Annotated in this window: 20 protein-coding genes; 13 read left to right on the top strand and 7 right to left on the bottom strand. The window is 73.3% G+C overall.

Annotation, left to right across the window (positions count from 1 at the left end):
* Positions 1-100: 100 nt before the first annotated feature.
* Positions 101-610, top strand: coding sequence for a hypothetical protein (locus ACN268_RS24835; RefSeq protein ID WP_421485213.1), 510 nt, complete (start codon positions 101-103; stop codon positions 608-610).
* 111 nt (positions 611-721) lie between these two features.
* Here the strand turns inward: ACN268_RS24835 and ACN268_RS24840 are convergent, their stop codons facing one another.
* Positions 722-1,990, bottom strand: a complete 1,269-nt coding sequence (locus tag ACN268_RS24840) for a DUF2786 domain-containing protein (protein WP_421485215.1) — start codon at positions 1,988-1,990, stop codon at positions 722-724.
* A gap of 168 nt (positions 1,991-2,158) precedes the next feature.
* Between ACN268_RS24840 and ACN268_RS24845 the strand changes: the two genes are divergently transcribed.
* Positions 2,159-3,049 (top strand): DUF3152 domain-containing protein, encoded by an 891-nt coding sequence (locus tag ACN268_RS24845; protein WP_421485216.1) that lies wholly within the window; start codon positions 2,159-2,161, stop codon positions 3,047-3,049.
* Between the two features lie 127 nt (positions 3,050-3,176).
* Here ACN268_RS24845 and ACN268_RS24850 read toward each other — a convergent pair whose 3' ends face one another.
* Positions 3,177-3,605, bottom strand: a complete 429-nt coding sequence (locus ACN268_RS24850; protein ID WP_421485218.1) for an ATP-binding protein — start codon at positions 3,603-3,605, stop codon at positions 3,177-3,179.
* A 343-nt stretch (positions 3,606-3,948) separates the two neighbouring features.
* On the opposite strand from ACN268_RS24850, the gene ACN268_RS24855 reads away from it, so the two are divergent.
* From ACN268_RS24855 to ACN268_RS24885, 7 genes are all read left to right on the top strand, one after another.
* Positions 3,949-5,484, top strand: coding sequence for a glycosyltransferase (locus ACN268_RS24855; protein WP_421485219.1), 1,536 nt, complete (start codon positions 3,949-3,951; stop codon positions 5,482-5,484).
* Positions 5,485-5,829: 345 nt separating this feature from the next.
* On the top strand, positions 5,830-5,919 hold the full coding sequence (gene kdpF, locus ACN268_RS24860; protein ID WP_067312053.1) for a K(+)-transporting ATPase subunit F: 90 nt from the start codon (positions 5,830-5,832) through the stop codon (positions 5,917-5,919).
* Complete coding sequence (kdpA, locus tag ACN268_RS24865) at positions 5,919-7,574, top strand: potassium-transporting ATPase subunit KdpA (protein ID WP_421485221.1); 1,656 nt, start codon at positions 5,919-5,921, stop codon at positions 7,572-7,574. The genes kdpF and kdpA overlap by 1 nt, the downstream gene beginning before the upstream one ends.
* A 20-nt stretch (positions 7,575-7,594) precedes the next feature.
* Positions 7,595-9,784, top strand: a complete 2,190-nt coding sequence (gene kdpB, locus ACN268_RS24870) for a potassium-transporting ATPase subunit KdpB (RefSeq protein WP_421485223.1) — start codon at positions 7,595-7,597, stop codon at positions 9,782-9,784.
* Complete coding sequence (locus tag ACN268_RS24875) at positions 9,784-10,665, top strand: potassium-transporting ATPase subunit C (RefSeq protein WP_421485225.1); 882 nt, start codon at positions 9,784-9,786, stop codon at positions 10,663-10,665. Before kdpB ends, ACN268_RS24875 begins: the two co-directional genes overlap by 1 nt.
* Before the next feature lie 84 nt (positions 10,666-10,749).
* Positions 10,750-13,290 (top strand): DUF4118 domain-containing protein, encoded by a 2,541-nt coding sequence (locus tag ACN268_RS24880; RefSeq protein WP_421485227.1) that lies wholly within the window; start codon positions 10,750-10,752, stop codon positions 13,288-13,290.
* Positions 13,287-13,970 (top strand): response regulator, encoded by a 684-nt coding sequence (locus ACN268_RS24885; protein ID WP_421485228.1) that lies wholly within the window; start codon positions 13,287-13,289, stop codon positions 13,968-13,970. The genes ACN268_RS24880 and ACN268_RS24885 overlap by 4 nt, the downstream gene beginning before the upstream one ends.
* 48 nt (positions 13,971-14,018) lie before the next feature.
* Here ACN268_RS24885 and ACN268_RS24890 read toward each other — a convergent pair whose 3' ends face one another.
* Positions 14,019-14,408, bottom strand: a complete 390-nt coding sequence (locus tag ACN268_RS24890) for a DUF1304 domain-containing protein (RefSeq protein WP_421485230.1) — start codon at positions 14,406-14,408, stop codon at positions 14,019-14,021.
* A 136-nt stretch (positions 14,409-14,544) separates the two neighbouring features.
* Here ACN268_RS24890 and ACN268_RS24895 point away from each other — a divergent pair, with 136 nt between their 5' ends.
* Entirely contained in the window at positions 14,545-15,759 is a 1,215-nt protein-coding gene (locus ACN268_RS24895; protein ID WP_421485231.1) for a PP2C family protein-serine/threonine phosphatase, read from the top strand.
* 51 nt (positions 15,760-15,810) lie between these two features.
* On the opposite strand, the gene ACN268_RS24900 is transcribed toward ACN268_RS24895, so the two are convergent.
* On the bottom strand, positions 15,811-16,158 hold the full coding sequence (locus tag ACN268_RS24900; protein ID WP_421485233.1) for a hypothetical protein: 348 nt from the start codon (positions 16,156-16,158) through the stop codon (positions 15,811-15,813).
* A gap of 565 nt (positions 16,159-16,723) precedes the next feature.
* On the opposite strand from ACN268_RS24900, the gene ACN268_RS24905 reads away from it, so the two are divergent.
* Positions 16,724-16,921, top strand: coding sequence for a hypothetical protein (locus ACN268_RS24905; RefSeq protein ID WP_421485234.1), 198 nt, complete (start codon positions 16,724-16,726; stop codon positions 16,919-16,921).
* Between the two features lie 286 nt (positions 16,922-17,207).
* Here the strand turns inward: ACN268_RS24905 and ACN268_RS24910 are convergent, their stop codons facing one another.
* Positions 17,208-20,201 (bottom strand): family 16 glycoside hydrolase, encoded by a 2,994-nt coding sequence (locus tag ACN268_RS24910; protein WP_421485235.1) that lies wholly within the window; start codon positions 20,199-20,201, stop codon positions 17,208-17,210.
* 260 nt (positions 20,202-20,461) lie between these two features.
* On the opposite strand from ACN268_RS24910, the gene ACN268_RS24915 reads away from it, so the two are divergent.
* The gene (locus ACN268_RS24915; protein ID WP_421485236.1) at positions 20,462-21,136 is read left to right on the top strand and encodes a DUF305 domain-containing protein; all 675 of its coding nucleotides are present in this window, start codon (positions 20,462-20,464) and stop codon (positions 21,134-21,136) included.
* A gap of 180 nt (positions 21,137-21,316) precedes the next feature.
* Here the strand turns inward: ACN268_RS24915 and ACN268_RS24920 are convergent, their stop codons facing one another.
* Entirely contained in the window at positions 21,317-23,866 is a 2,550-nt protein-coding gene (locus ACN268_RS24920; protein WP_421485237.1) for an FIMAH domain-containing protein, read from the bottom strand.
* 337 nt (positions 23,867-24,203) lie between these two features.
* Between ACN268_RS24920 and ACN268_RS24925 the strand changes: the two genes are divergently transcribed.
* On the top strand, positions 24,204-24,551 hold the full coding sequence (locus tag ACN268_RS24925; RefSeq protein WP_421485239.1) for an STAS domain-containing protein: 348 nt from the start codon (positions 24,204-24,206) through the stop codon (positions 24,549-24,551).
* A 6-nt stretch (positions 24,552-24,557) separates the two neighbouring features.
* Here the strand turns inward: ACN268_RS24925 and ACN268_RS24930 are convergent, their stop codons facing one another.
* Positions 24,558-25,805 carry a PP2C family protein-serine/threonine phosphatase gene (locus ACN268_RS24930; RefSeq protein WP_421485240.1) on the bottom strand — a complete coding sequence of 416 codons (1,248 nt, stop codon included), beginning with the start codon at positions 25,803-25,805 and terminating at the stop codon, positions 24,558-24,560.
* Between the last annotated feature and the right edge of the window lie 43 nt (positions 25,806-25,848).

A 25,848-nucleotide genomic window follows, 5' to 3' on the forward strand; every position in this document is an offset into this window, starting at 1 on the left:
GACGCGTGTCCGGGCCCGCCAGTGCCCGCCGATTCGATTTCCCGCCCGCCCGTGCGGCATCGTGTCGCGGTACGGCCGTCACACCGAACGGGGAAAGTCGATGCATCGCCGCTCCGCCACCGCACTCACCCTCGCCGTCCTCGCCGTCCTCGCCACCGGCTGCTCGGACGGTGAAAGCGGCACCGACGCCGCACCAGGCCCGTCGGCCACCGCCACCACCGGCGAACCCACCCCGGAGGCGACGGCCACCACCGCCCCGGAGAGCACCGGTCCGACCGCCGGCACCGCCGCGAACACCGCCCAGGTCTGCCGCGCCGTCGACCAACTGATCATCGACGGCAGCCGGCAGATCGCCGCCGACTCGGCCGACGCCACCCGGGAGGAGCTCACCCCGGAACAGCTCAACGGCAAGCTCAAGGGGCGGCTGAGCCGGCTCGCCGACGACGTCCGCGCGCAGGCCCGCAAGGCGCGCGACGACCGGATCAGGAAGCTGGTCGAGGAGACCGCCACGAAGATCGACGCCGGGGCGGCGGCCAAGAGCCCGGCGAGCTGGATGGGCGCCGACTTCGTCGACATCCCGCCCCGACTCACCCGCGACTGCCACGTCTGAGCCGGCGTCACGGCTGTCGGAACCCTGCCGCGACGGCTCGGCGTCGACCGGGCTGCTCGGCGTCGACCGGGCTGCTCGGCGTCGACCGGGCTGCTCAGTCGACCTGGCAGCTCAGCGTCGACCGGGCAGCGGGCGCGACGGCGACGTGCCGCCGGCCAGCGAGGCCCGGTCGGCGGCCGAGGTGCCGGACTGCCAGCCCTCGGCGTCCCGCACGGTCAGTCGGGCCCGGGTGACACCGGGGAAGAGGGCGTCCATCCGCTCCCGTACCGCCCCGGAGCGGGCCGCGAGTACCGGCAGTAGGCGGTCCGCCCCGGTGTCCCGCGCCGCCTGCCGGTCCGCCGCGTCGGTCGCGGCCCGCAGCCGCTCACCGATGCGGCTGGCGAAGGCGTGCAGGAAAGCCTCGTCGTACGCCCTGGTCCGCCGCCCGCCGCCGCGTCGTTCCCGCCGGCCGCGCAGCATCGCGGCGGTGGCCTGCACCAGCAGTGAGGTGTGCAGCAGTTCGACCGCCTCCAGGTCGGCGGGGAAGCCGAGCACGGTGGCGAAGCCGAGATCGTCGGACCAGACCGACTCGCACCGGTTCGCCGCCGCCACCTCCTGCACCAGCAGCGCCTTCGCGCCCGCGTACGGGGCGTCGGTGCTGATCCGGACCCCGCCGGGCTGGTCCGGGTGGGCGGCCGTCGACTCGACCAGCGCCTGTTCCAGGCTGTGCCGGGCGATCAACTCCTGCGCCTTCCCGGTGAACGCCTCCGCCTCGGCGGGGAAGGTGGTGGACTCCGCCTTGGCCAGCAGCGCGCGTACCCGGTCGAGGACGCGGGAGCCGGACGGCCCGGGTGGTCCGGTCACGGCCGTGGCACCGACGCCGCCTGGCGGTGGGCGCAGCACCGCGACCGGCGGCAGGCCGGCCAGCAGTGCCAGCACCTCGACCGCGTCACGCAGGGCGGCGATCCGGTCCGTGCCCTCGCGGGCCGCCCATCCGCCCAGCCAGCCCGCGTCGTCGTCCCAGCGGACCCGGGCATCCAGGTCGGTCAACTGGTCGTCCCACCACTGGGGCACCGGGCCGGGCTGGGCCGCCCGGTCGGCGGCGAGCGCGTCGACGACCAGCCGGCCGGGGCGGGTGCCGAGCCGGCGGGCCACGATCCGGGCCACGTCGACCGGCTGCCAGCCCCGGGGCCAGAGCCGGTGCACGGCGGCGACGAGCCGGCGCAGCAGCGCGGCGTCCACCGCCGCCGGTCCGGCGGGGACGTCCCGGCCGCCGTCGTCGCCGGCCCGCGCCGAGGCGCTGCCGACCACCAGCCGGTCCAGCTTCCGCTCCGCGTCGCGTACGTCGGTGCCGCGCACCGCCGCGACGGCGGCGGTGATGAGGGCGTCGGCGTCCGGCACCTGTGGTCCTTCCTGGGGGACGACGGCCGGATGGTGTCCGGATCGTCGGGAGTGTCTGCCCGGCAACGGTACCCGGGCCCGGATTGCCCCTGCCCGTCACTCATCCGTTCGTCGCCCGCGCCCGTACTCCTGCCCGGAGTGGACCCGGGTGGACGCAGGAGGCGAACGGTGAGCACCCTGACGGTGAGCGAGTCCGTCGACCGCGGCCGGCACCGGGGACGACGGCGGGGTGTGACCCCGGCCGGCGTCCTGACGGCGGTGCTGGTGGTGGCCGCGCTGGCCGCCGGTGGTGCGGTGGTGGCCCAGCGGCAGGGCGTCGACCTGGGCGCCCTCGTCGGCGACGTACGGCGGGAGCCGCTCCGGCCGGCCAACGCGGCGGTGCCGCCGGTGCCGCCCGGGGAGCAGGCGACCGCCCCGCTCTCCTCCGCCGCGCCTCCCGCCGCCAGGCCCGCCCCGGCGGCGCTGCGCTACCCGCAGCGGGGGACCGGTACCTGGCGGACGGCGACCGCGCAGGGTGCGGTGGCCGGGAGCGGGGGGCAGCTCCTGCGCTACCGGGTGGCGGTGGAGGGCGGCATCGACGACGTCGACCCGGAGCGGTTCGGGCGGGAGGTGGCGGTGGTGCTCGCCGACCGCCGGGGCTGGACCGCCGACGGCCGGTGGCGGCTGCAACGGGTCGGCGGCGACACCCCGGCCGACTTCACCGTGCTGCTGACCACCCCGGTCACCCGGGGGGAGTTGTGCGGGGACACCTCCGATCGGTACACCTCCTGCCGCAGCGGCGACCGGGTGGTGATCAACGTGGCGCGCTGGGCCCGGGGCGTTCCCGACTTCCGGGGTGATCTCGGCACCTACCGGGCGTACGTACTCAACCACGAGGTGGGGCACCGGCTGGGCCGGGGGCACGAACGGTGTCCGGCGGCGGGCGGGCCGGCCCCGGTGATGCAGCAGCAGACCCTCGGCCTGCACGGCTGCCGGCCGAACGCCTGGCCGATGGTGGGCGGCACCCTGCTGACCGGCCCGGCCGGCGAGTACGACGACCCGATCCCCTCCGACGACTGAGCCCGGCCGTCGGGCGGGTGTTGATCGACCCCGGGTGGGCCGACGATGCGCTGTCCCGGGCGGGCGGAGGCGCATCATCGGCCCCGTTGAGTCGATCAAGCGCGCGTCGCCCCGGCGCGCCGTCCGGTCACCGGCGGGGGAAGGACGCCCAGATGTTCTTGGTGCGGTCGGTGGCGTACCAGCCGACCTTGAGCGAGACGGCCATGGCGATCTGGAGCCCCCGGCCTCCGGCACCCATCGGGCGGGTGTCGGCCAGTTCGGGGATGGTGCTGAGGTCGTGGTCGGCCACGTCGAGGATGAGCGAGTCGTCGACGGCAAGCAACCGGACGATGGTCGGCGGAATGCCGTGTTTGAGGGCGTTTGTGGCGAGTTCGGTGGCTACCAGGACGATCAACTCGGGGACCTCGTCCATCCGTTGACCGTCGAGGAGCCGCTCACCGGTGAGGGCCTCGTGCAGGGAGGCGCGCAGGGCACGCAGGTCGGCGGGGTCGGCCAGTTCCCACCGGCGCAACTCGGCGGCCTGCGGCGGGGGCGGCGAGGTGAGAAGCTGTGCCATGATCCCGGTTTACCCTGCGTAGCGGCCCGCTATGCCCGCTCCCGGTGTCGGGGATTCGTCGCCACGCCACGCCACGCCACGCCGGGCCAACCGTCAGCGACGCGCGGGGTGTGCTTCGGGCCACTGTCGAGGGTGGTCTGCCAGGCAGCGGCGGGTGGGGTTCCGGCGTCCCGTCGGGGATCGAAGAAATCATCCGATTCGGGGCCTGCATCCGCCCCAGCGGTCGCGTAAAGTCCGCAAACTGAACGGGCCATGTCGGCGACGGAACGCCCCGGGAGCGGGTGCCCGTCCGCACGGTTGGGCGCATCCCCGCGCCGGCTCACGGACCGCCTCAGGAAGAGCCATGACCGCCAGTACGAAGACCCCCAAGGTGACCGTCGTGGTCCCGGCGTACAACTCCGGGCCGCACATCGAGAAGCTCGTCACCTCGTTGCTGGGCCAGTCGTTGTCCGCCGACGAGTTCGAGGTCATGTTCGTCGACGACGGCTCGACCGACTCGACCGGCCCCCGCCTCGACGAGCTGGCCGCCGCCCACCCGCACTTCCGGGTGCTGCACATCGACAACTCCGGCTGGCCGTCGCGCCCGCGCAACCTCGGCGTCGAACACGCCCGGGGCGAGTACGTCTTCTTCGCCGACGACGACGACTGGTTCGGCGAGCAGGCGCTGGAACGCCTCCACGCCTGCGCCACCGAGCACGACGCCGACCTGGTGGTCGGCAAGATGGCCGGGCACCGCCGTTCGGTGCCGCGTGAGCTGTTCCGGCGCAACCGGTTCGACGCCACTCTGGAGAACGCGCCCCTGATCGACAGCCTCACCGCGCACAAGCTGTTCCGGCGCTCCTTCCTCGTCGAGCACGGCCTGCGGTTCCCCGAGGGCAAGCGTCGGCTGGAGGACCACGTCTTCGTCACCCGGGCATACTTCCTGTCCAAGCGCACCTGCGTGCTGGCCGACTACGTCTGCTACCACCACCAGCGGCGGGTCGACGCCGGCAACGTCACGGCCACCGCGCTGGAGCCGGCCGGCTACTTCGTCAACCTGCGCGAGGCGCTCGACATCGTCGACGCGCACACCGAGCCCGGCCCGCTGCGCGACCGGCTGCACCGGCGCTGGCTGCGCAACGAGATGGTGTCCCGGGTGCGCGGCCGGCGGCTGCTCGACGCCCCCACCGAGTGGGTGGACCAGCTGGTCGGCGAGGCGCAGCGGACGATCCGGGACCGGTTCGCCCCGGGCGTCGCGGCCGGCCTGCCGCCGCTGCAACGGATCATCACCCGGCTCATCGAGCAGGGCCGCACCCCGGACCTGCGCCGGCTCGCCGAGTGGGAGGCGGCCGTCCGGGCGGTGCCCACCGTGCAGCGGATCGAGCAGGACGGCGGCACCCTGAGCGTCACCCTCACCGCCGAGCTGTCCTTCGGCGACCGGCCGCTCACCCTCACCGCCGACGGCGAGCAGCGGCTGCTGGTGGTGCCGGTGGACGACGTCCCGGCCGACCTTCGGGACGCCACCGCCCGGATCAAGCAGTCCAAGCTCGACGTGATCGCCCGGCAGCGCGACACCCGGGAGGAGTTCTTCGTGCCGGTCACCGGCACGGTGGAGCTGGTCCCGACGGCCGACGGCGAGCTGCGGCTGGTCCAGCGGGGCACCGCCCGCCTCGACGTCGGTGCCCTCAACGGCGGCCGGAGCAGGGGCACCTGGGACCTCAAGGCCCGGGTCACCTGCTGCGGCTGGACCGAGGACGCCGTACTCCCGGTGGCGTTCCGCTGCGCGACCGACGGGGCCCGGCCGGTCGCCGTGCCGCACCTGGGCAGCCTGCGCTTCCGGCTGCGACGGGCGGTGGCCCGTCGGGTGCCCGAGTCGATCCGGCGGGCCATCCGCCGCTGACCCGGCCCGGCCCCGTGGCGGGGCGCGGACCTGCACCACAGCGCTCACCTGCACCACACCGCTCACCGGCACCAGAGGAGTGGTCACCGGCACCATCGTGACCGCCGTCACCGCGACGGTGGCCGGCGTGAAGAACACGTCAAGAAACCGTGGCCCCCCGTCACGGTCGCGTTATGGACCCTGCCCCCGCGGGCGACGGCGCGTTGTGATTGCCCGGCGTGGCCGGGAAGCGGTCACGCGTACCCGTCCGGTTGGGGGAGTCCGCGTGTCTGACGTGGTGTTCGTGCTGGTGACGGTGGTGCTGTTCGCGGCGCTCACCCTCGTGGTGAGGGGCGTGGAGAAGCGGTGAACGCCGTCAACGCCGTCGGCCTGGTGCTGGCGATCGGTCTGGGTGTGTTCATGGTCGTCGCGCTGCTGTTCCCGGAGCGGTTCTGATGACCACGGGGACAGCCGGCGTCGTCTTCGTGTCGTCCCTGGTGGTGGCGCTCGTCGTCGCGTACCGCCCGTTCGGTGACCACCTGTACCGGTCGGTCACCGGCACCCGCCGGTCCCGGCTGGAGCGTGGGGTGTTCCGGCTGGTCGGGGTGAACCCGGCCGCCGAACAGTCGTGGGGCGTCTACGCCCGCAGCGTGCTCGCCTTCTCCGCCGTCTCGGTCCTGTTCCTCTACGCCCTCCAACGGTGGCAGAACCACCTGTGGTTGTCGCTGGGCTTCGACCCGGTGGTCCCGCACGGGGCCTGGAACACCGCGGTGTCCTTCGTGACCAACACGAACTGGCAGTGGTATTCGGGCGAGTCGACCATGGGGCACCTGGTGCAGATGGCCGGCCTGGCGGTGCAGAACTTCGTCTCCGCCGCGGTGGGCATCGCCGTGGCGGTGGCCCTGATCCGGGGCTTCGCCCGCAGCCGCACCGGCGAGGTGGGCAACTTCTGGGTCGACCTGGTGCGGATCGTGCTGCGGGTGCTGCTGCCGGTCGCGGTGCTCGGCGCGCTGGTGCTGATGCTCGGCGGAGTGGTGCAGAACCTCTCCGCCGGCACCGACGTGACCACCCTGACCGGCGGCGGCCAGAGCCTCCCCGGCGGCCCGGTGGCCAGCCAGGAGGTGATCAAGGAGTTGGGCACCAACGGCGGTGGCTTCTACAACGCCAACAGCGCCCACCCGTTCGAGAACCCCACCGCCTGGACGAACTGGATCGAGCTGTTCCTGATCCTGCTGATCCCGTTCAGCCTGCCCCGGGTCCTCGGCCGGATGGTCGGCCAGCAGCGGCAGGGCTACGCCGTCGTCGCGGTGATGGCCGTCCTGGCGCTCGGCAGCGTCGCCCTCACCATCGGGTTCGAGCTGGCCGGGCACGGCACCGTGCCACAGGCGGTCGGCGCGGCGCTGGAGGGCAAGGAGGTCCGCTTCGACGTGTCGGACTCGGCGACGTTCGGGGCGGTCACCACGCTGACCTCGACCGGTGCGGTCAACTCGTTCCACGACTCGTACACCGCGCTGGGCGGGATGATGACGCTGGGCAACATGATGCTCGGCGAGGTCGCCCCCGGCGGTGTCGGTGCCGGCCTGTACGGGCTGCTGGTGCTCGCGGTGATCACGGTGTTCGTCGCCGGGCTGATGGTCGGCCGGACCCCGGAGTACCTGGGTAAGAAGATCGGCACCCGGGAGATCACCTTCGCCTCGCTGTACTTCCTGGTCACTCCGGCCCTGGTGCTGACCGGCACCGCCTCCGCCTTCGCCACCGGCAACGACGCGACCGCGCTGAACACCGGCCCGCACGGCCTGACCGAGGTGCTCTACGCGTTCACCTCGGCGAGCAACAACAACGGCTCGGCGTTCGCCGGGATCACCGTGAACACCGCGTGGTGGAACACCGCGCTGGGCCTGTGCATGCTGCTCGGCCGGTTCCTGCCGATCATCTTCGTGCTCGCCCTGGCCGGCTCGCTCGCCCGCCAGGCGCCCGTCCCCGCCTCCGAGGGCACCCTGCCGACGCACCGACCGCTCTTCGTCGGGATGGTCGTCGGCGTCACGGTGATCCTGGTGGCGCTCACCTACCTACCCGCGCTCGCGCTCGGCCCGCTGGCCGAAGGGCTGTGACCCGGATGAGGAACGAGGACATGTCCGTCGCGTCCGTGACCACCGACGACGACCGGCCGGCCGTCGACACCCCGGCCGTCGACACCCCCGCCCGCCGGGCCGGTGGCGGCCTGCTCGACCCCCGGCAACTGGCCGGGTCCCTGCCCGGGGCGCTGCGCAAACTCGACCCGCGCACCCTGTGGCGCAGCCCGGTGCTGCTGATCGTGGCGATCGGCGCGGCCTTCACCACCGTCCTGGCGGTCGCCGACCCGTCGGTGTTCGGCTGGGCGATCACCGGCTGGCTCTGGCTCACCGTGATCTTCGCCAACCTCGCCGAGGCGGTCGCCGAGGGCCGGGGCAGGGCGCAGGCCGCCACGCTGCGCCGGGCCCGGCAGGACACCGTCGCCACCCGGCTGGTCGGCTGGGCACCGGGTGCCCGCGCCGACGCGTACACCGACGAGGCGGTGCCGGCGCCGCAACTGCGGCAGGGGGACGTCGTCCTGGTGAGCGCTGGCGGGATCATCCCCGGCGACGGCGACGTCGTCGAGGGCATCGCCAGCGTCGACGAGTCCGCGATCACCGGCGAGTCCGCCCCGGTGATCCGGGAGTCCGGCGGCGACCGTTGCGCCGTCACCGGCGGCACCCGGGTGCTGTCGGACCGGATCGTCGTGCGGATCACCCAGCGGCCGGGGGAGAGCTTCATCGACCGGATGATCGCCCTGGTCGAGGGAGCCGCCCGGCAGAAGACCCCGAACGAGATCGCGCTGAACATCCTGCTCGCCGCGCTCACCCTGATCTTCCTGCTGGCCGTGGTGACCCTCCAACCGTTGGCGATCTCCGCCAGGGGCTGGCAGAGCGCCGCCCCGGACACCGGGGCGGTCACCGGCACCGGGGTGACCGGGGTGGTGCTGGTGTCCCTGCTGGTCTGCCTGATCCCCACCACCATCGGGGCGCTGCTGTCGGCGATCGGCATCGCCGGCATGGACCGCCTCGTGCAGCGCAACGTGCTCGCGATGAGCGGCCGGGCGGTGGAGGCGGCGGGGGACGTCAGCACCCTGCTGCTCGACAAGACCGGCACGATCACCCTGGGCAACCGGCAGGCCACCGCGTTCCTGCCGGTCGGCGGGGTCACCACCGGCGAGGTGGCCGCCGCCGCGCGGGCGTCCAGCCTCGCCGACGAGACGCCCGAGGGACGGTCGGTGGTGGCGCTGGCCGGGCGGGAGTTCGACCCGGGTGCGCCGGAGCAGGACCCGCTGCCGTACGCCGACTTCGTGCCGTTCACCGCGCAGACCCGGATGAGCGGCGTCGACCTGACGCCACCCGACGCACCGGCCCGCCAGGTCCGCAAGGGCGCGGCGACGGCGGTGCTGGCCTGGGTACGCGAGCACGGCGGCCACCCGGACGGGCAGGTCGACCGGATCGTCGACGGGATCAGCGGACACGGCGGCACCCCGCTGGTGGTGGCCGAACACGTCGCCGGGGAACCCGCCCGCACGCTCGGCGTCATCCACCTCAGGGACGTGGTGAAGACCGGGATGCGGGAGCGGTTCGCCGAGCTGCGCCGGATGGGCATCCGGACCGTGATGATCACCGGCGACAACCCGCGTACCGCGCAGGCGATCGCCGACGAGGCCGGGGTGGACGACTTCCTCGCCGAGGCCACCCCGGAGGACAAGCTCGCCCTGATCCGCCGGGAACAGGAGGGTGGCCGGCTGGTCGCGATGACCGGGGACGGCACCAACGACGCCCCCGCCCTGGCCCAGGCCGATGTCGGCGTCGCGATGAACACCGGCACGTCGGCGGCGAAGGAGGCCGGCAACATGGTCGACCTGGACTCCGACCCGACGAAGCTGATCGAGATCGTCGAGATCGGCAAGCAGTTGCTGATCACCCGGGGCGCGCTGACCACATTCAGCATCGCCAACGACGTGGCGAAGTACTTCGCGATCATCCCGGCCATGTTCGCCGGCCTCTACCCGGGCCTGGACCGGCTCAACGTGATGCGGCTGGGCAGCCCCGAGTCGGCGATCCTCGCCGCGGTGATCTTCAACGCCCTGGTCATCGTCGCGCTCATCCCGCTGGCGCTGCGCGGCGTGCGGTACCGGCCGGCCGCCGCGTCGACACTGCTCGGCCGCAACCTGCTGCTCTACGGCGTCGGCGGCCTCGTCGCGCCGTTCGTCGGCATCAAGCTCATCGACCTGCTCGTCCAGTACGTCCCGGGGATCTCGTGATGCGTCTACCCGCCTGGCTCGCCCGACACCTCGCCGCCCTGCGTGCCCTGCTCGTGTTCACCGCGCTGCTCGGCGTCGCCTACCCGCTCGCCCTGGTCGCCGCCGGCCGGCTCCCCGGTCTCGACGCGAAGGCCGACGGATCGCTGCTGACCGTGGACGGCCGGGCCGTCGGCAGCGCCCTGATCGGCCAGTCCTTCACCGACGCCGACGGCAACCCCGTCCCGCGCTACTTCCAGTCCCGCCCGTCGGCGGCCGGCGACGGCTACGACCCGACCGCCTCCGCCGCCTCGAACCTCGGCCCGGAGAGCGTGGTGGACACCCTCGCCGGCGACCCGCGACAGTCGACCCGGAGCCTACTCAGCCAGGTCTGCGCACGCAGCCGGGCGGTCGGCCTGCTCGACGGCGTCGACGGGCGGCGACCGTACTGCACGCCCGACGGGGTGGGCGCGGTGCTGGCCGTGTTCCGCGCCGACGGGCTGACCGGGCGGATCACCCGGGTGGTCAGCGTCAACCAGACCGCCCCGGCCACCCCGTTCGTCCCCTCCTGGCAGGGGGTGCCGGTGGAGCTGGCGCAGCCCGGGGAGGACTACCGGGCCGCCGGTGGACTGGTCACCCCGGTCCGGGGGGACGCGCCGGAGCACCCCGCCGTCCCCGCCGACGCGGTCACCGCCAGCGGCAGCGGCCTCGACCCGCACATCAGCCCCGCGTACGCCGCGATCCAGGTGGCCCGGGTGGCGCGGGAGCGGGGCGTGGACCCGGCGGTGGTGCGGCGGCTGGTCGCCGAACACACCACCGGACGGGCGCTCGGCTTCATGGGCGCCCCCGCGGTGAACGTGCTGGAACTCAACCTTGCCCTCGACCGGAACCTGCCCGCCCGTTGACCCCCGCCCGGCCGGCACCCCTGCCCGGGGTGCCGGCCCGGCGGTCGCGCCCCGGGGCGGTACGCACAGCGGGAGGATGGACGCGTGCCACGAGGTGAACTGCGCATCTACCTGGGTGCCGCCCCCGGGGTCGGCAAGACGTACGCGATGCTGGAGGAGGCCCGGCGGCGGGCCGGGCGGGGCACCGACGTGGTGGTCGGCCTGGTGGAGACGCACGGCCGGCCGCAGACCGCCGCGATGATCGGCGACCTGGAGGTGCTGCCCCGCCGCCCGCTGCGCTACCGGGGAACCGACCTCACCGAGCTGGACCTCGACGCCGTGCTGGCCCGCCGCCCGGAGCTGGTCGTGGTCGACGAACTGGCCCACACCAACGTGCCCGGCTCCCGGCACGAGAAACGCTGGCAGGACGTCCAGGAACTGCTCGACGCGGGCATCTCGGTGCTGTCGACGGTCAACGTGCAGCACCTGGAGTCGCTCAACGACGTGGTCGCCCGGATCACCGGCACCACCCAACGGGAGACCGTCCCGGACGCCGTGGTCCGCGCCGCCGAGCAGGTCGAACTGGTCGACATGACCCCGGAGGCGCTGCGCCGGCGGATGGCGCACGGCAACATCTACCGGCCCGACCGGATCGACGCCGCGCTGGGCAACTACTTCCGGGTCGGCAACCTCACCGCGCTGCGTGAGCTGGCTCTGCTCTGGCTGGCCGACAAGGTCGACGACCAGCTCGACCGGTACCGGGCCCAGCAGGGCATCTCCGCCACCTGGGAGGCCCGGGAACGGGTCGTCGTCGCCCTCACCGGCGGCCCGGAGGGGGAGACGCTGATCCGCCGGGCGGCCCGGATCGCCGCCCGGAGCAAGGGCGCCGACCTGCTCGCCGTGCACGTGGCCCGCAACGACGGGCTGGCCGGGGCGGACCCGGCCCAGCTCGCCCGGCAGCGGGTCCTGGTGGAGAGCCTCGGCGGCAGCTACCACCAGGTGCTCGGCGCGGACGTCCCGGCCGCCCTGCTCGACTTCGCCCGGGGGGTCAACGCCACCCAACTGGTGCTCGGGGCCAGCCGGCGCGGCCGGTTCGCCCACCTGTTCGCCCGGGGCGTCGGCGTCACCACCACGGCCCGCTCCGGGGCGATCGACGTGCACCTGGTGACCCACCCGCAGGCCGGGCGGGGCCGGCGCGGGGCGGCGGTGCCGGCGGCGCTGTCCCGGCGACGTCGACTGCTCGGGTTCGCGCTCGCCGGGCTGGGCCTGCCGCTGCTCACCCTGCTGCTGTCGGTGCTGCCGGACCTCACCCTGACCAACGACATCCTGATCTTCCTGGCCGGGGTGGTCGGGGTGGCGCTGGTCGGTGGGCTGTGGCCGGCGCTGGTCGCCGCGCTGGGCGGATCGCTGCTGCTGAACTGGTTCTTCACCCCGCCGTACCGCACGCTGACCATCGCCGAGGCGGACAACCTGCTCGCGCTGGGCGTCTTCGTCGCGGTCGCGGTCGCGGTGAGCGGGGTGGTGGACGTGGCCGCCCGGCGTACCCGGGAAGCGGCCCGCGCCGCCGCCGACGCGCAGACCCTGGCCACCGTCGCCGGCAGCGTGCTACGCGGCGAGCGACCGCTGCCGGCGCTGCTGGACCGGCTGCGGGAGACCTTCGCGCTGCGCGCGGTCAGCGTGCTCGAACTCGCCCCCGACGCGCAGGGCCGGCCCGGCCGGGCCCACGAGGAGGGCGTGTGGCGTCGGGTCGCCAGCGTCGGGGTGGACCCCGCCGGCAGCCCCGGCGCGGGGGAGACCACGGTGCCGGTCGACGAGCGGCTGACCGTGGTGCTCAGCGGCCGTCGGCTGGAGGCCGCCGACCGGCGCATCGTCGAGGCGTTCGCCGCGCAGGCCGCCGTCGCGCTGCGCCAGGAACGGCTCGCCGAGGAGGCCGCCACCGCCCGGCCGCTCGCCGAGGCCGACCGGTTGCGCACCGCGCTGCTCGCCGCCGTCAGCCACGACCTGCGTACGCCGCTGGCGTCGGCGAAGGCGGCGGTGAGTAGCCTGCGCAGCCCCGACGTCGAGTTCGACCCGGAGGACCGGGCCGAACTGCTCGCCACCGCCGACGAGTCACTGGACCGGCTCGGCCGGCTGGTGGCGAACCTGCTCGACATGAGCCGGTTGCAGGCCGGCGCGCTGGGCGTCACCCGCACCGCGGTCGGCCTGGAGGACGCCGTACCGCTGGCCCTGGACGAGCTGGGGCCGGCCGCCGCCGAGGTGCGCACCGACATCCCGGCCGACCTGCCGGCGGTCGACGCCGACCCGGGTCTGCTGGAACGGGTGCTGGTCAACGTCGTCGCCAACGCGCTGCGGCACAGCCCGGCCGGCCGGCCCCCCACGATCACCGCCAGCGCCCACGCCGGGCAGGTGGAGCTGCGGATCATCGACACCGGGCCCGGTATCCCCGAGGACCGTTGGGAACACGTCTTCCTGCCGTTCCAGCGGCTCGGCGACCGGGACAACCAGACCGGGGTGGGGCTGGGGCTGGCCCTGTCCCGGGGGCTGGCCGAGGCGATGGGTGGCAGCATCACCCCGGAGACCACCCCCGGTGGGGGGCTGACCATGGTGCTGCGGCTACCCGCCGCCGACGAGAGGCCGGACCGGTGACCCGCATCCTGGTCGTCGACGACGAACCACAGATCCTCCGCGCGCTGCGGATCAACCTGCGCGCCCGGGGGTACGACGTCGAGGTCGCCGACACCGGTACGGCCGCGCTGAAGGCCGCCGCCGGCCACCCGCCGGACCTGGTGGTGCTCGACCTGGGCCTGCCCGACCTCGACGGCGTGGAGGTCATCCGGGGCCTGCGTGGCTGGACCACGATCCCGATCATCGTGCTCTCCGGCCGGGCCGGCAGCGCGGACAAGGTCGCCGCCCTCGACGCCGGCGCCGACGACTACGTCACCAAGCCGTTCGGGGTGGACGAACTCCTCGCCCGCATCCGCGCCGTCACCCGCCGCCTCGCCAGCTCACCCGTCGACGCGACGGCGACCGCCCGGGTGGGCCGGCACACAGTCGACCTCGCCACCCGCACCGTCACCCGGGACGACGGCACCGAGATCCGGCTCACCCCCACCCAGTGGGCGGTGCTGGAACGGCTGCTGCGCCACCCCGGGAAGCTGATCAGCCAACGCCAGCTCCTGCACGAGGTGTGGGGGCCGGAGTACCAGCAGGAGACCAACTACCTGCGGCAGTACCTGGCGCAGTTGCGGCGCAAACTGGAGGACGACCCGGCCCGGCCCCGGCACCTGATCACCGAGCCGGGCATGGGCTACCGCTACCGCCCCTGACCGGCGCGGCCCGACCGGGTTTCCGCGCCGGGGCGTGGCCCACCGGTCTTAGCCGAGGCTGAGGCCGATCGCCAGGGCGACGACGGCGAGCAGCGGGGGGACGAGCTGCTTGAGTGCGGCGCTGGCCTTCGACGGTGCCGAGACCAGCAGCACCAGACCGGCGGCGACCATCGACCCCGCGCCGACGAAGACCAGGGTCGCGCCGACCGGGTGCGCGCCCACGGCGTACGCGACGATGCCGACGACCACCGCGACCGCCAGGAAGAGGTTGTAGAAGCCCTGGTTGAAGGCGAGCTGCCGGGTGACCTCCGCCTCCTCGCGGCTGGTGCCGAAGACCGCGCGGGCCCGTGCACTGGTCCAGACGACGGACTCCAGGTAGAAGATGTAGACGTGGATGAGGCCGGCGATGCCGGCCAGGACGAGCCCTGCGACGACCACGACCCTGCCTCCTCGGTTCGCGCGGAACGGAGATGTCCGCCACCGTCATTCTTCCTGTCCGCCGTGCCCCCGAATCAGGTGGTGGCGGGTTTCCCGTGCGCCTCCTACGGTGGGGGAGACGTGGGGGAGGTTCAGGTTGCTCGACGCGGGTGACGCGGTGCGTTGGCTCCAACTCGCCGCACCCCGCGGTGGGCCGGACGACCTGCCGATGCTGGTGAACCGGGTCGCGCCGGCCGTGGACGCCACCGAGATCGTGATCTACCTGGCGGACTACCAGCAGGCCAGCCTGGTGCCGCTGCTCGGCGCCGGGCCCGTCCGGGAGAGCCTGTCGATCGAGACGACCCTCGCGGGTAGGGCGTTCACCGGTCTCGACGTGCAGCGGGCGACCGACAACCCGGACCGGATCTGGGTTCCGCTGCTGGTCGGGTGCGAACGGATGGGCGTCCTGGAGATCGTCTCACCGGCCGCCGGTGACCGTGCGTTGGACGGGCCGGCGCGGGAACTGGCGACCTGCGTCGGGCAACTGGTGGTGAACCGCCGACCGTACGGTGACGTGGTCGAACGGCTACGACGGCGGCTGCCCATGCAGGTCGCCGCCGAGATCCTGTGGGGGCTGCTGCCGCCACTGACCTTCGCCACCGACGACATGGTGCTCACCACCATCCTCGAACCGTGCTACGACGTCGGCGGCGACGTCTTCGACTACGCGCTCAACGGCGACGTGCTCAGCGTGGGGCTGTTCGACACCTGCGGGCACGGCATCAAGGCCAGCACCCTGGCCTCACTCGTGGTCAGCGCCTACCGCAACGCCCGCCGGTGCGGCCTCGACCTGGTCGACACGGCCCTCAGCATCGACAAATGGGTACGTTCGGAGCACCCGCACCTGTTCGCCACGGCGCTCCTCATCGAGCTGGAGCCGAGCACCGGCCGGCTCCGGGTGATCAACGCCGGTCACCCGGGCGCACTGCTGCTGCGCGACGGCAAGGCGATCCGGGAGCTGCCGGGCCCGACCGCGCTCCCGCTCGGCCTGGGCCACCTGGCGACCCGGCGTCCCGAGGTGTACGAGGAGGAGCTGCACCCCGGCGACCGCATCCTCGCCTACACCGACGGCATCACCGACGCGCGCGGCGTCGACGGGGAGCGGTTCGGGTTGACGCGGCTCGTCGACTTCGTCGACCGGGCGCTCAACGACCAGTTGGCCACCCCGGAGACGATGCGCCGGCTGGTGCGCGCGGTGGTCGCCTACCAGGAGGGGCAGCTCGACGACGACGCGACGGCGCTGCTGCTGGAGTGGCGTCCGCCGCGTACCCCACTGCCCCACCTGCCCGGGGACCCGACGCGGGAGGGGTGAGCGGCCGTGGCGCGGGGCGGTGGCCGGCTGGCCCGGCACCGGACGACGGGGTCACCCGGCCGGGTCGGTGTCCCGGTCGCTCGGGCGGGGCACCGGCACCGGGTCGGTCCGCTGGGGCCGGTCGGGCTCGGTGAGCTGGAGCAGGCGGTACATGGTGCGCCGCAGCAGCACCGCGGCGTCGCCCGGGCGGGCGGTCAACGCGCCCAGCACCGCTGCCGGGTCGATCCCGCCGGTGAGAGCGAGCTGGGGCAGCAGCGGCCGGTGCGGGTCCAGCCGGGGCGCGTGGAGGGGCGAGCAGATGTTGCGGCGTACCGGGGGCGGGCGTCGGCCCCGGGGCGGGGAGCACCAGGGTCCGACGTCCGACGGCGGCGGCGTAGGCGGGGACGGAGCCGTGGTCACCGATGACGTGGTCGGCGGCGACCACCGGGGCCCGCCAGTCCTCGCTCGGTCCGGGCAGCAGTAGCCCGGCGTCGAGGCAGCTCCGGAGCCAGGCGCGGATCTGGCGGTGCCCGTGGGCGGCCCAGATCGCCGGGTGCAGCAGCGCGGCGACCCGGTAGCGCTCGGCCGGGAGCTGTGCCATCACCTGCGGTAGCAGGTCGGGCCAACGTCCGAAGCTGCCGTCCGGGCCCCAGGTGGAGGCGACCACCACGAGTTCCTGGTTTTCGTCCAGCCCCATGGCCCGCCGGTAGTCCGGGCGGCGGGGCAGGCTGGCGACGAGCCGGTCGACGCAGGGGTCACCGACGACCACCGCCGTCCCGAGCGCCTGCGGGCACTGCCGTCGCAGCACCTCCACCTCGTAATCGTGGGAGAGGGCGAGAGCCGCCGGGAGCACCCGTCCGTCGTGGGTGAGCCGTTGCGCGTCGAGACCGTAGACGGGGCGGTCGGCGGGTGCCGGTCCAGCGGTCGGGCCGGAACGCACCCGCTTGCTGCGCCCGGCTCCGTGGGCCAGCAGCAGCAGGGGCGCGTGGAGTTGGTGCAGTCCGCCGTGGGCGGCGGCGAGGCCGAGGTCGAAGCGTTCCCGGACGGCCTGCTGCCAGGGCAGGACGAGCGCGCCGAGCCCGTCGAGGAGCTGTTCCACCCGGTGGTTGAAGACGTCCGGGGCGATGGTGAAGACCACCTGCACCCGGGGGTCGCTCTCGACGTACCCGATGACGTCGAGTAACCGGTGGCACCTCGCGAGGGTGTGGGTCACGACGAGCACCGTGTGGCAGCCCGACCGGGTCACCCAGCGGTCGGCATCGATCCCGATGGGAGCGGGTAGCCACGCCGACGTCATGGCTCGCCCCTTCGGTCGTCCTCTCCTACTGTCCGATCAGGACGGTACCGTCGACGCGGGGCTCCCGGCAGCTTCGGGCGGTCCACGCACACGGCGACGGCCGGCCGACCTGCGACGCGAAGCGGCCGGGACCGCCACGGCGGTCCCGGCCGTATCCCTGCCGGCGGCGGGATCACCCGTCCAGCGGCTTGACCCAGATGTTGCGGTACTGAACAGGGTTTCCGTGGTCCTGGAGCCGGATCGCGCCGGCCGCCGGGCCCTCGGGCCGGCTGCCGCCGGTCGGGCCGAGGATCTCCACGTCGTCGTGCACGGTGACGCCGTTCCACACCACGGTGACCCGGGGGTTCGCCACCTTGTTCCCGGCCGCGTCGTAGCGGGCCTGGCGGTACTCGATGTCGTACGTCTGCCAGGTCTGCGGCGGTCGGGCCGCGTTCACGTCGGGCGCCTTCTGGGTGTAGATGGCGGCGGCGTCGTTGTTCTGCGGCGGGTCGACGCCGAACGAGTCGAGCACCTGGATCTCGTAGCGGTCCTGGAGGTAGACCCCGCTGTTGGCGCGCTGCTGGCCGGTCACCTCCGGCGGGTAGAGCGGCAGGTTGAACTCGACGTGCAGCCGGAAGTCGCCGAAGGCCTGCACGGTACGCAGGTCGCCGCCGCGTACGGTCATGGTGTTGCCGTCGAGCGTCCACTCCGGTTCGCGCCCGTCGGTGTGCTGCCACTCGGTGAGGTCACCGCCGTCGAACAGGGTGATCCGTTCCCCGCGTGGCCGGACGGCGAGCACGTCGAGGTTGACGTGCCCGGAGTCCGCGCTCTCCTTGCGGTACTCGACGATGTTGCGGCCCCGGCGCAGGTGCGCCTTCGTGGTGACCGTGCCCCACTCCTCCCAGGTGACGGTGGACGGGAAGACGGTCTGCCCGATCCGCTTGCCGTTGACGTACAGGCTGAGCTGTTTCGGGCCGGAGAACGGGTTGGGGCCGTTGCTGTAGCGCATCGCCAGGTCGTGGTTACCGGCCTCGGGGACGTCGACGGAGATCCGGGTCGACGCGCCGTCGTCGGCGAACCCGGCGGCGAAGCCGGCACCGGAGTAGGCGGCGTGGTCGGTGGCCATCCCGACGCCGACGGTGCGACCCTCCTCGGCCTCGAAGAACGTCTGCGGCTGGGCCAGCCGGCCGGGGATCTCGTTGAGCGTGTACCAGGCCTCGGTGTTCCACAGCTGCTCGCCGTCGGCGGCGGAGAACGGGCGCGGCGAGCGGACGTGCACCACCCGGTTCTCCTTGAGGCCGGGGATGCGCAGCCGGACGGTCCGCCCGTTGGCCGCCAGCACCGCCTTGGTCACGGTGAGTTTCTCCAGGTCGAGCTTGGGGCCGCCGTACTGGCTGGTCGCCCCGTAGCGCCACTGCGTCACCTGGTACGCCTCGGCGAGCCGGGCGGCGGTCTCGGCCGAGACCGGCTCGGTGTACTCCAGGTCGAACCCGTTGGCGGTGGCCCGCATCTGCTTGACCTCCAAGGTCGAGGTGCCGTTGGGGGTGAGTTTCTGGAGGCCGTAGCTGAGTTTGCCCTCCTGGCCCCAGTTGCCGCCGGCTCCGACGCCACCGGTGTAGAGCGCCCCGTCGGGGCCGAGGGTGACCTCGTTGACGCCGGCCTCCAGGCCCTGGGTGTGCCGGAACACCGCCCCCTGGTACTGCCCCTCGACCTCGTCGAGGTACACCCGTTGCAGGCCGCCGTAGGTGACGTCGCCGACGACGACCTGCCCGGCGTACGGGCCCTGCGTCAACAGCACCGGGCTGGAGGGGGAGTTGCCGATCTCGTTCTGCGGGAGCCAGACGATCGGCCGGGTCACCGGCTTGTCGTCGAACGGCCCGTCGGGGCTGGTGTAGTGGTTGAAGAACGCCCCCTGCTGGATCTGGACCAGCTTGGACGCGGGCAGCCAGCCGCCCTGGTTGTCGGTGACGAAAACCTCGCCGCGCGGCCCCCAGCCGATCCCGTTCGGGGTACGCAGCCCGCCGGCCACATACGTGATCTTGCCGGTCCGGGCGTTGACCCTGATCGAGGTGCCCCGGTTGGGCGCGGGTTGCGGCACGGTGGTGGCGCCGCCCTGGTTGATCGCGACCGACAGGTTGAGGTGGAAGAACCCGTCCCGGTAGAGCAGGCCGAACGCGAACTCGTGGAAGTTGCCGCCCCACGGCCAGGTGGCGACCGTACGCCGGTCGTCGGCGACGCCGTCGTCGTCGGTGTCGCGCAGCGCGGTCAGTTCGTGCTTCTGGCTGACGTAGACGGTGCCGTCGACCACGGCGACGCCCTGCGGCTCGCGCAGCCCGTCGGCGAACCGGCGGTAGGTGACCTGGTCGGGGCCGGTCGCGTCGGTCGCGCCCTCGGCCACCCAGATCTCGCCGGTGGCGTTGTCGGTGCCGCCCCAGGTGCTCAGCACGAGCGCGCCGTCGGGCCGGAACGCCATCCCGGTGACCTGCGGCCGGAACCCGTCGGGGCGCAGGTCGGTGAGGGTGTAGCCGGGGTGCACCCGGTCGAGCGGCAGGCCGTCGCCGGCCGAGTCGGTGGCCCCCTCGCAGTACTTCCAGCCGGGCGCGGTGACCCGGACGACCCCGGCGTCGGTGCTCAGCGCGGAGGTCGGCACGAGGGTGAAGTCGGCGCTGCCCGGTGGACGCCATTCCAGCCGGAGCACCTGGCCGCCGCCGTCGTCGAAGTGCTCGATGCGCAGCGGGTGCCGGCCGGCGGTGAGGGTGGTCGTCCCCTCCTTGGCCGTCTCGCCGTGCAGCCCGTCGTGGTCGACGACGACGGTGTCGCCGATGCTCAGCCGGGAGCCGTCGTCGCTGGTGAGGCGGAAGGCGTAGGCGCCGTCGACGGGTGCGGCGAGGTTGCCGGTGACGTGGCTGACGAACCGGTCGGCGAGCCCGAAGTCGTCGGTGCTGCTCCAGTTGACCTGCGGCATCAGCTTGTCGACGTTGGGCGTCTGGGCGGGCTTGAGGGTGCACAGCGCCGACAGCGGGGTGCCCATGTCGTACGTGCGCAGGGTGACGCCGGGTTCCTGGGGTGGTAGATCGGCGGCGGGGGCGGCGGTGGCCGGGGTGACGGACCCGGTGGCGAGGACGGTCGCCAGGGCGGTGCCGGCGGCCACGAGCGCGGATCTGCGCCGCCGGTGCGGGGTGGTCATGGTGCCTCCAGTGGTGGTGGGCCCGGCCGGGGGACCGCGCCACTTTCTCCCGATGGCAGTTCGGTATGGCACGCGTCACACCGAAGATTGATCGCAGACACTAACACTTTGAATCGATTCGGGGAAACTTTTCGATGTTTGAGCAAAAGTCGCGGTGTGCGGGTCGGATCCACCTGCTCGTGGGCTGGTCGCCGGGGTCGGGGGTGAGGCACTATGCCCATGGAATCCGCGCAGCTCAAGCCAGGACTGGTAGGTGAACCGTGCCGCTGCCCCGTCGCGTGGTCGTTTCCGGTGTGGTCGCCACGGCCGTCCTCGCCACGGCGGTGGGTGTCGCCGTCTGGGCCGGCCGGGACGACCCGGCGTACCAACCGCCGACGTCGTCGCGGGTGGTGCAGCCCGGCGCACCCGGGCAGCCGGGCCGGCAACTGTCCGGCACCGACCTGTCGCAGGTCTCACCGCCCGGGTTCACCGCCGCCGACAGCCGGTTCGTGCAGGGCATGATCCCGCACCACACCCAGGCCCTGGCGATGACCGCGCTGCTGGCCGGGCGCACCACCAGCCCCGACGTGACGCTGCTGGCCAAGCGGATCGAGGTGTCACAGGGCGACGAGATCGCCCGGATGCGTACCTGGCTCGCCGAGCGCAACGTGCCGGCCGCCGGCGGCCACGACGGGGCGGCGCACGACGCGCTCATGCCGGGGATGCTCACCGCCGCCCAGTTCGAGCAGCTCAAGCGGGCGCGCGGGACGGAGTTCGACAGGCTCTTCCTCACCGCGATGATCCGCCACCACCAGGGCGCACTGACCATGGTGGAGCAGTTGTACGCCGCCGGCGGTGGCCTGGAACCGGCGAGCGACCAGTTCGCCCGCGAGGTCAACGCCGACCAGGGCATCGAGATCCAGCGCATGCAGCAGATGCTGGCCAAGCTGGGCTGAGTCACCGCCCCGCCCGGCGCAGGCCCGGCTGCACCCCCGGCCTGGCCCGCGTAGGGCCGGGGTCGGCCTCCGTGGGCGGCTTCGGCTCGTCATAGGGAGCCGGGAGCGGCCGGGGCCTGCCCAGCGACGCTGGGCAGGCCCCGGTTCTGCACGACCCGCCGGTCCGTCGGACCGGTCGGGTTACCCGTCGAGCTGGTCGATCAGCGCGCGTGCGTCGCGGACCAGCAGGGTGCGCGCCCCGATGGCGTTGAGCGCGCCGGCCTGGTCGAGGAAGGCGGTCAGGTGCCCGACCGCCTCCGCCGGCTGGCCTGCGGAGGCCGCCGCGCCGGCCTTGCCGAGGCTGGTGGTCAGCTTGTCGGCGTTGCCCGCGCTGACGGTGCCGGCGGACCGGTAACCGTCGACGAGGGCCTGCAGGTCGGCGAAGGACGTGGTGGTGGTGAACGTGACGGACCGGTTGGTGGTGTTGCCGGCCTTGTCCTTCGCGGTCACCGTCAGGGTGTGGTTGCCCAGCGGGAGGCCGGACAGGGTGACCGTCGCCCCACGGGCGACCCGCTTGCCGTCCAGCAGTGCGCTGTCCGGGTTGATGCCGGGCCCGGAGCCGGTGTCGGTGACCGTCCAGTCCACCGTCACCGTGCCGGAGTCACCGTACGCCGTGCCGTCGGTCAGCCCGGACACCTGCACCTCGGGGGCGGTCCGGTCGATCTTGAGCCACTGGCTGCCCTGCCGGGAGGTGTTGCCGGCCGCGTCGACCGCCCGGTACCGCACCGGACCCCTGACCTCGGCGCTGATCGTCGCGACGCCGCTGGCCGGAACGTCCACCCAGGTTGCGCCGTCGTCGACGGAGTACTGGCCGGTCCACATGCCGGGGATCAGGCCGGTCAGGGTGAGCGTGACGGCACCGGTGTACCAGCCGTTGTTACCGGTCGGCTCGGCCGGGCCCACCGTGGCGGAGACCCGGGGGTTGAAGGTGTCCGCGAGGTCCACCACGGCCTGGCGGAGCGTCCCGTACGCTGCGGCGTCCAGCCGGTCGGCGAGCGTGCGCAGTTGCGCCTCGGCGGCGAACCGCTTGCCCTCGGCGGCGAACCCGCTGGCCCGGCCCAGGGTCGTGTCGACCTCCGCGCTCAACGCCGGGTCGATCGTGCCGGCCCGTACCCCCTGGTCGTGGTATGCGCGGACGAGCGCGAAGCTCGGCGTCCAACTGATCTTCGGTTGCCCCTGGGCGTTGAACCCGGCGAGCTTCACCTGGGCGGCGGCCTCGATCTCGGCCGCCGACAGGTGGGCGCTGGGCTTCAGCGCGAACACGTCGAAGCCGCGGGCGATCTCGTTGCCGTACAGGTTGCCGTTGTACCAGTACGCCGACCAGAAGCCGCCCAGCACGAGCGCGTTCGGGTTGACCGGGCCCCGGTCGAAGTATGCGATCTCGCGCGGGTTCTTCGAGTCGGTGAAGTCGAACACCGAGATGCCGCCCTGGTACCAGGCCTGCATCATGACGTCGCGGCCGGGCACCGGGATCAGCGAGCCGTTGTGCGCGACGCAGTTCTCCTGCAGCGACTGCGGCACCGGCAGCTTGTAGTAGCTGGCGAAGGTCATCTTCCTGTCGACGATGTCGAAGATGGCATTGGCACCCCACTGCGGCTGGTCGGTGTCGCGGCAGCGTGCGCCGCTGCCACCGCCCCACTCGTCGGTGAAGATCACCTTGGTGCCGTCGTTGTTGAACGTCGCCGAGTGCCAGTACGCGAAGTTCGGGTCGGCGACCTCGTCGATCCGCTTCGGGTTCGCCGGGTCGGAGATGTCGATCAGGATGCCGTTGCCCTGGCACGCGCCGGCCGCCAGCCCGATCTCCGGGTACGCGGTGATGTCGTGGCAGGCGTTGGTGTTCGGCGTCGGCGACCAGGTCGACCCGGACGGGTGCCGGGGCGTGACCGGGCCGTTCTGGAGGCCGTCGACCCGACCGGTGACCGGGTCCTGGAACAGCCTCGGCTGGTTCACCACGGCGGCGTTCTGCGGCGCGGCCACCGGCACCTTGATGACGTCGATCCGCCACCGCGACGGGTTCTCCCCGTCGGCGGCGTTGTTGTTGCAACCCTCCATCGTGGTCGCCGGGCGGACCGAGGTGGTGCCGGAGACGTAGACGTAGACGTTGTCGGCGTCGCGGGGGTCGGTCACCACGGAGTGCGTGTGCGAGCCACGGCAGAGTTGGACGGCGGCCACCTGCACCGGGCTGCGGACGTCGCTGATGTCGAAGACCCGCACCCCCTGGAACCGGGTGCCGACGTTGGGGTTGGTGCCGCAGTCGACCCGACCCCGGCTCTCCTCGACCGACATGAACAGCAGGTTGCCCTGCACCGAGAGGTCGCCCTGCCCGCCGGGGCACACGACGCTGGTGACCAGCGTCGGCTCGGCCGGGTCGGCGATGTCGACGATGGTGAACCCGTTGTAGTTGCCCTGGAAGGCGTACCGGCCACCGAAGGCGAGATCCGAGTTGTAGTACCCGCCGTTGCCTGGGTTCGTCGGGTCGACGAACCCGGCGGCCTTGTCGCGGTGCGCGACGTGTTCCAGGTTGCTGATCGCGGACTGCGCGTCGAGCCAGCCGCCGCCGAGGCCGACGCGCGGATCGGGGTCCGCCGCCGACGCGGTGCCGGGGAGCGCACCGGCCAGCAGCAGCCCTGCGGCTATCAGGCCGAGGGTCCGTCGACCCCGGCGTGCCCTGGTGGTTGGGGGAGTTGTCATGTGTCGCCTTCCGATCGAAGACCAGCCGCGACGTCCACATCGGGAGAAACGCGTCGCGTGAGTAAGGACCGTACCGACCGTGCGGTGCTGGTCAAGACATCCATGTGAGTTATGTACGCGTTTGCGCGGCAAGCCGTCCGCAATTGCTCCCGGGCGCTCACGCAGGTCACGACAGTCGTAGGAGCCGCCGCCCCGGTCCTTACGCCAACCGTCGAGTGGCCACCCGTACCCGGACACCCGGCGGACGTCTCCGAGCGCTCATGTTCGGTTTCTGGCACCGTGGGTACGAGGTACCGCGTCACCGGATGTCCGGTACGCCTCGACGAAGGGGGTTCGGGTGGAATTCACGCTGTCGACCCGCCGGGAGGGGGCCGGCACGGTGGTCGAAGTCGCCGGCGACCTCGACATGAGCACCACCCCCCAGCTGCGGGAACGGTTACGCGAGGTGATCGAGGGTGGCGCCCGGGTGGTGGTGGTCGACCTGGCCGGCGTCGGCTTCATGGACTCCAGCGGCCTCGGCGCGCTGGTGGTCGCCTATCGTGAGCTGCGGGAACGCGGCGGCTGGCTGGGGCTGGCCGGGGTGCGCCGGTCGGTCCGCACGGTGTTGTCGATCACCTCGGTCGACCAGGTCATCGCGGTCTTCGACACGGTACGCGACGCCGAGGCGGCGGCCCCGGTGGCGTGAGCGTCCTCAGCCGGACGGGGCGCTGGCGCGGTCGGTGTCCGCGCCGGCGGTGCTGCGGCGCGGCCCGTGGCCGCCGTACCAGTCGATGATCATCAGGGTGGCGTCGTCGGCCAGCTCGGGGCCGGCGGTGGCCAGCACCGCGTCCGACAGCGCCCGGACCGCCTCGCGGGGGTGCAACGACGCGATGTCGTGCAGGGCGGCGGGCAGGTCGAGATCGGCGGCGTTGCGTTCGCGCATCCCGTCGGTCACCACGACCAGCCGGTCACCGGGCCGCAGGACGACCTCCCCGCTGCGGAACCCCGCCTCGGGGAACATGCCCAACGGAAAGTTGCCGGGCAGCTCCAGCACCGTGCTCCGGCCGTCGCGGACCAGCATCGGCGGGACGTGCCCGGCGTTGAGCAGCTCGCAGCGCCCGGTGGACAACTCGATGCGGCCCAGCACCGCCGTCACGTACGCGCCACGGACGTTGGCGTGTGCGGCGATGGCGCGGTTGGCCTCCTCGGCCTGCCCGGTGAGGCCCAGCCCCCGGCGGCGGGTGTTGCGCAGGCTGCCCACCCCGAGGGTGGCGGTCAGCGCACTGGCGACCCCGTGGCCCATCGCGTCGGTGACGCTCAGGTGCAGCACGTCCCGGGCCACGCTGTAGTCGAAGGTGTCCCCGCCCACGCTGGCGGCCGGCTCCAACCAGCCGGACAGGGCGAACGCCCCGGCCTCGCAGGTGAACGAGGAGGGCAGCAGTCGTCGCTGGATCTCGGCCGAGAGGGTGAACGGGGTGCTGCGCTGCCCCCACTCGAACAGGTCGGTGTGCCGCCGGTTGGCGATCACCACGAACGCCAACGCGTGCGCCGTACGGGCGACCCGCTCGATCACCTCGGTGTCCGGCTCGTCGGGCAGGTCGATCTCCAGCAGCCCGATGGCCTCGCCGCGTTCGGTGACCGGGGCGAGCAGCGTCCACCGGTCGTCACCGGCCAGCACCTGGGGGACCTGGTGGCGGACCGCCTGCTCGTAGGGGCCGCCGTCGAAGGGCAGCACCTCGGCGAGTTCCTCGCCGTGGAGGCGGCCCGGCCCGGCGACGCCCGGCTGATGGGTCAGCCGGACCAGGGCCCGGCCGCTGAGATCGGCGATCAGCAGGGCGACGCCGAGCGCGTTCAGTGCCGAGGCGATGGCCCCGGTGACCGCCTCGACCGCCTCGACCGGCGCGGCGTCCTCGGCCGACTGCAGCATCTCGGCCAGCACGATCTGCTCGCTGTCCTCCACCCGTCGAGCATATGCACTCCCGGTGCCAGCCGCCTCACGGGCG

Source organism: Micromonospora sp. WMMD735, from assembly GCF_049178995.1.
Classification (GTDB): domain Bacteria; phylum Actinomycetota; class Actinomycetes; order Mycobacteriales; family Micromonosporaceae; genus Micromonospora; species Micromonospora wenchangensis.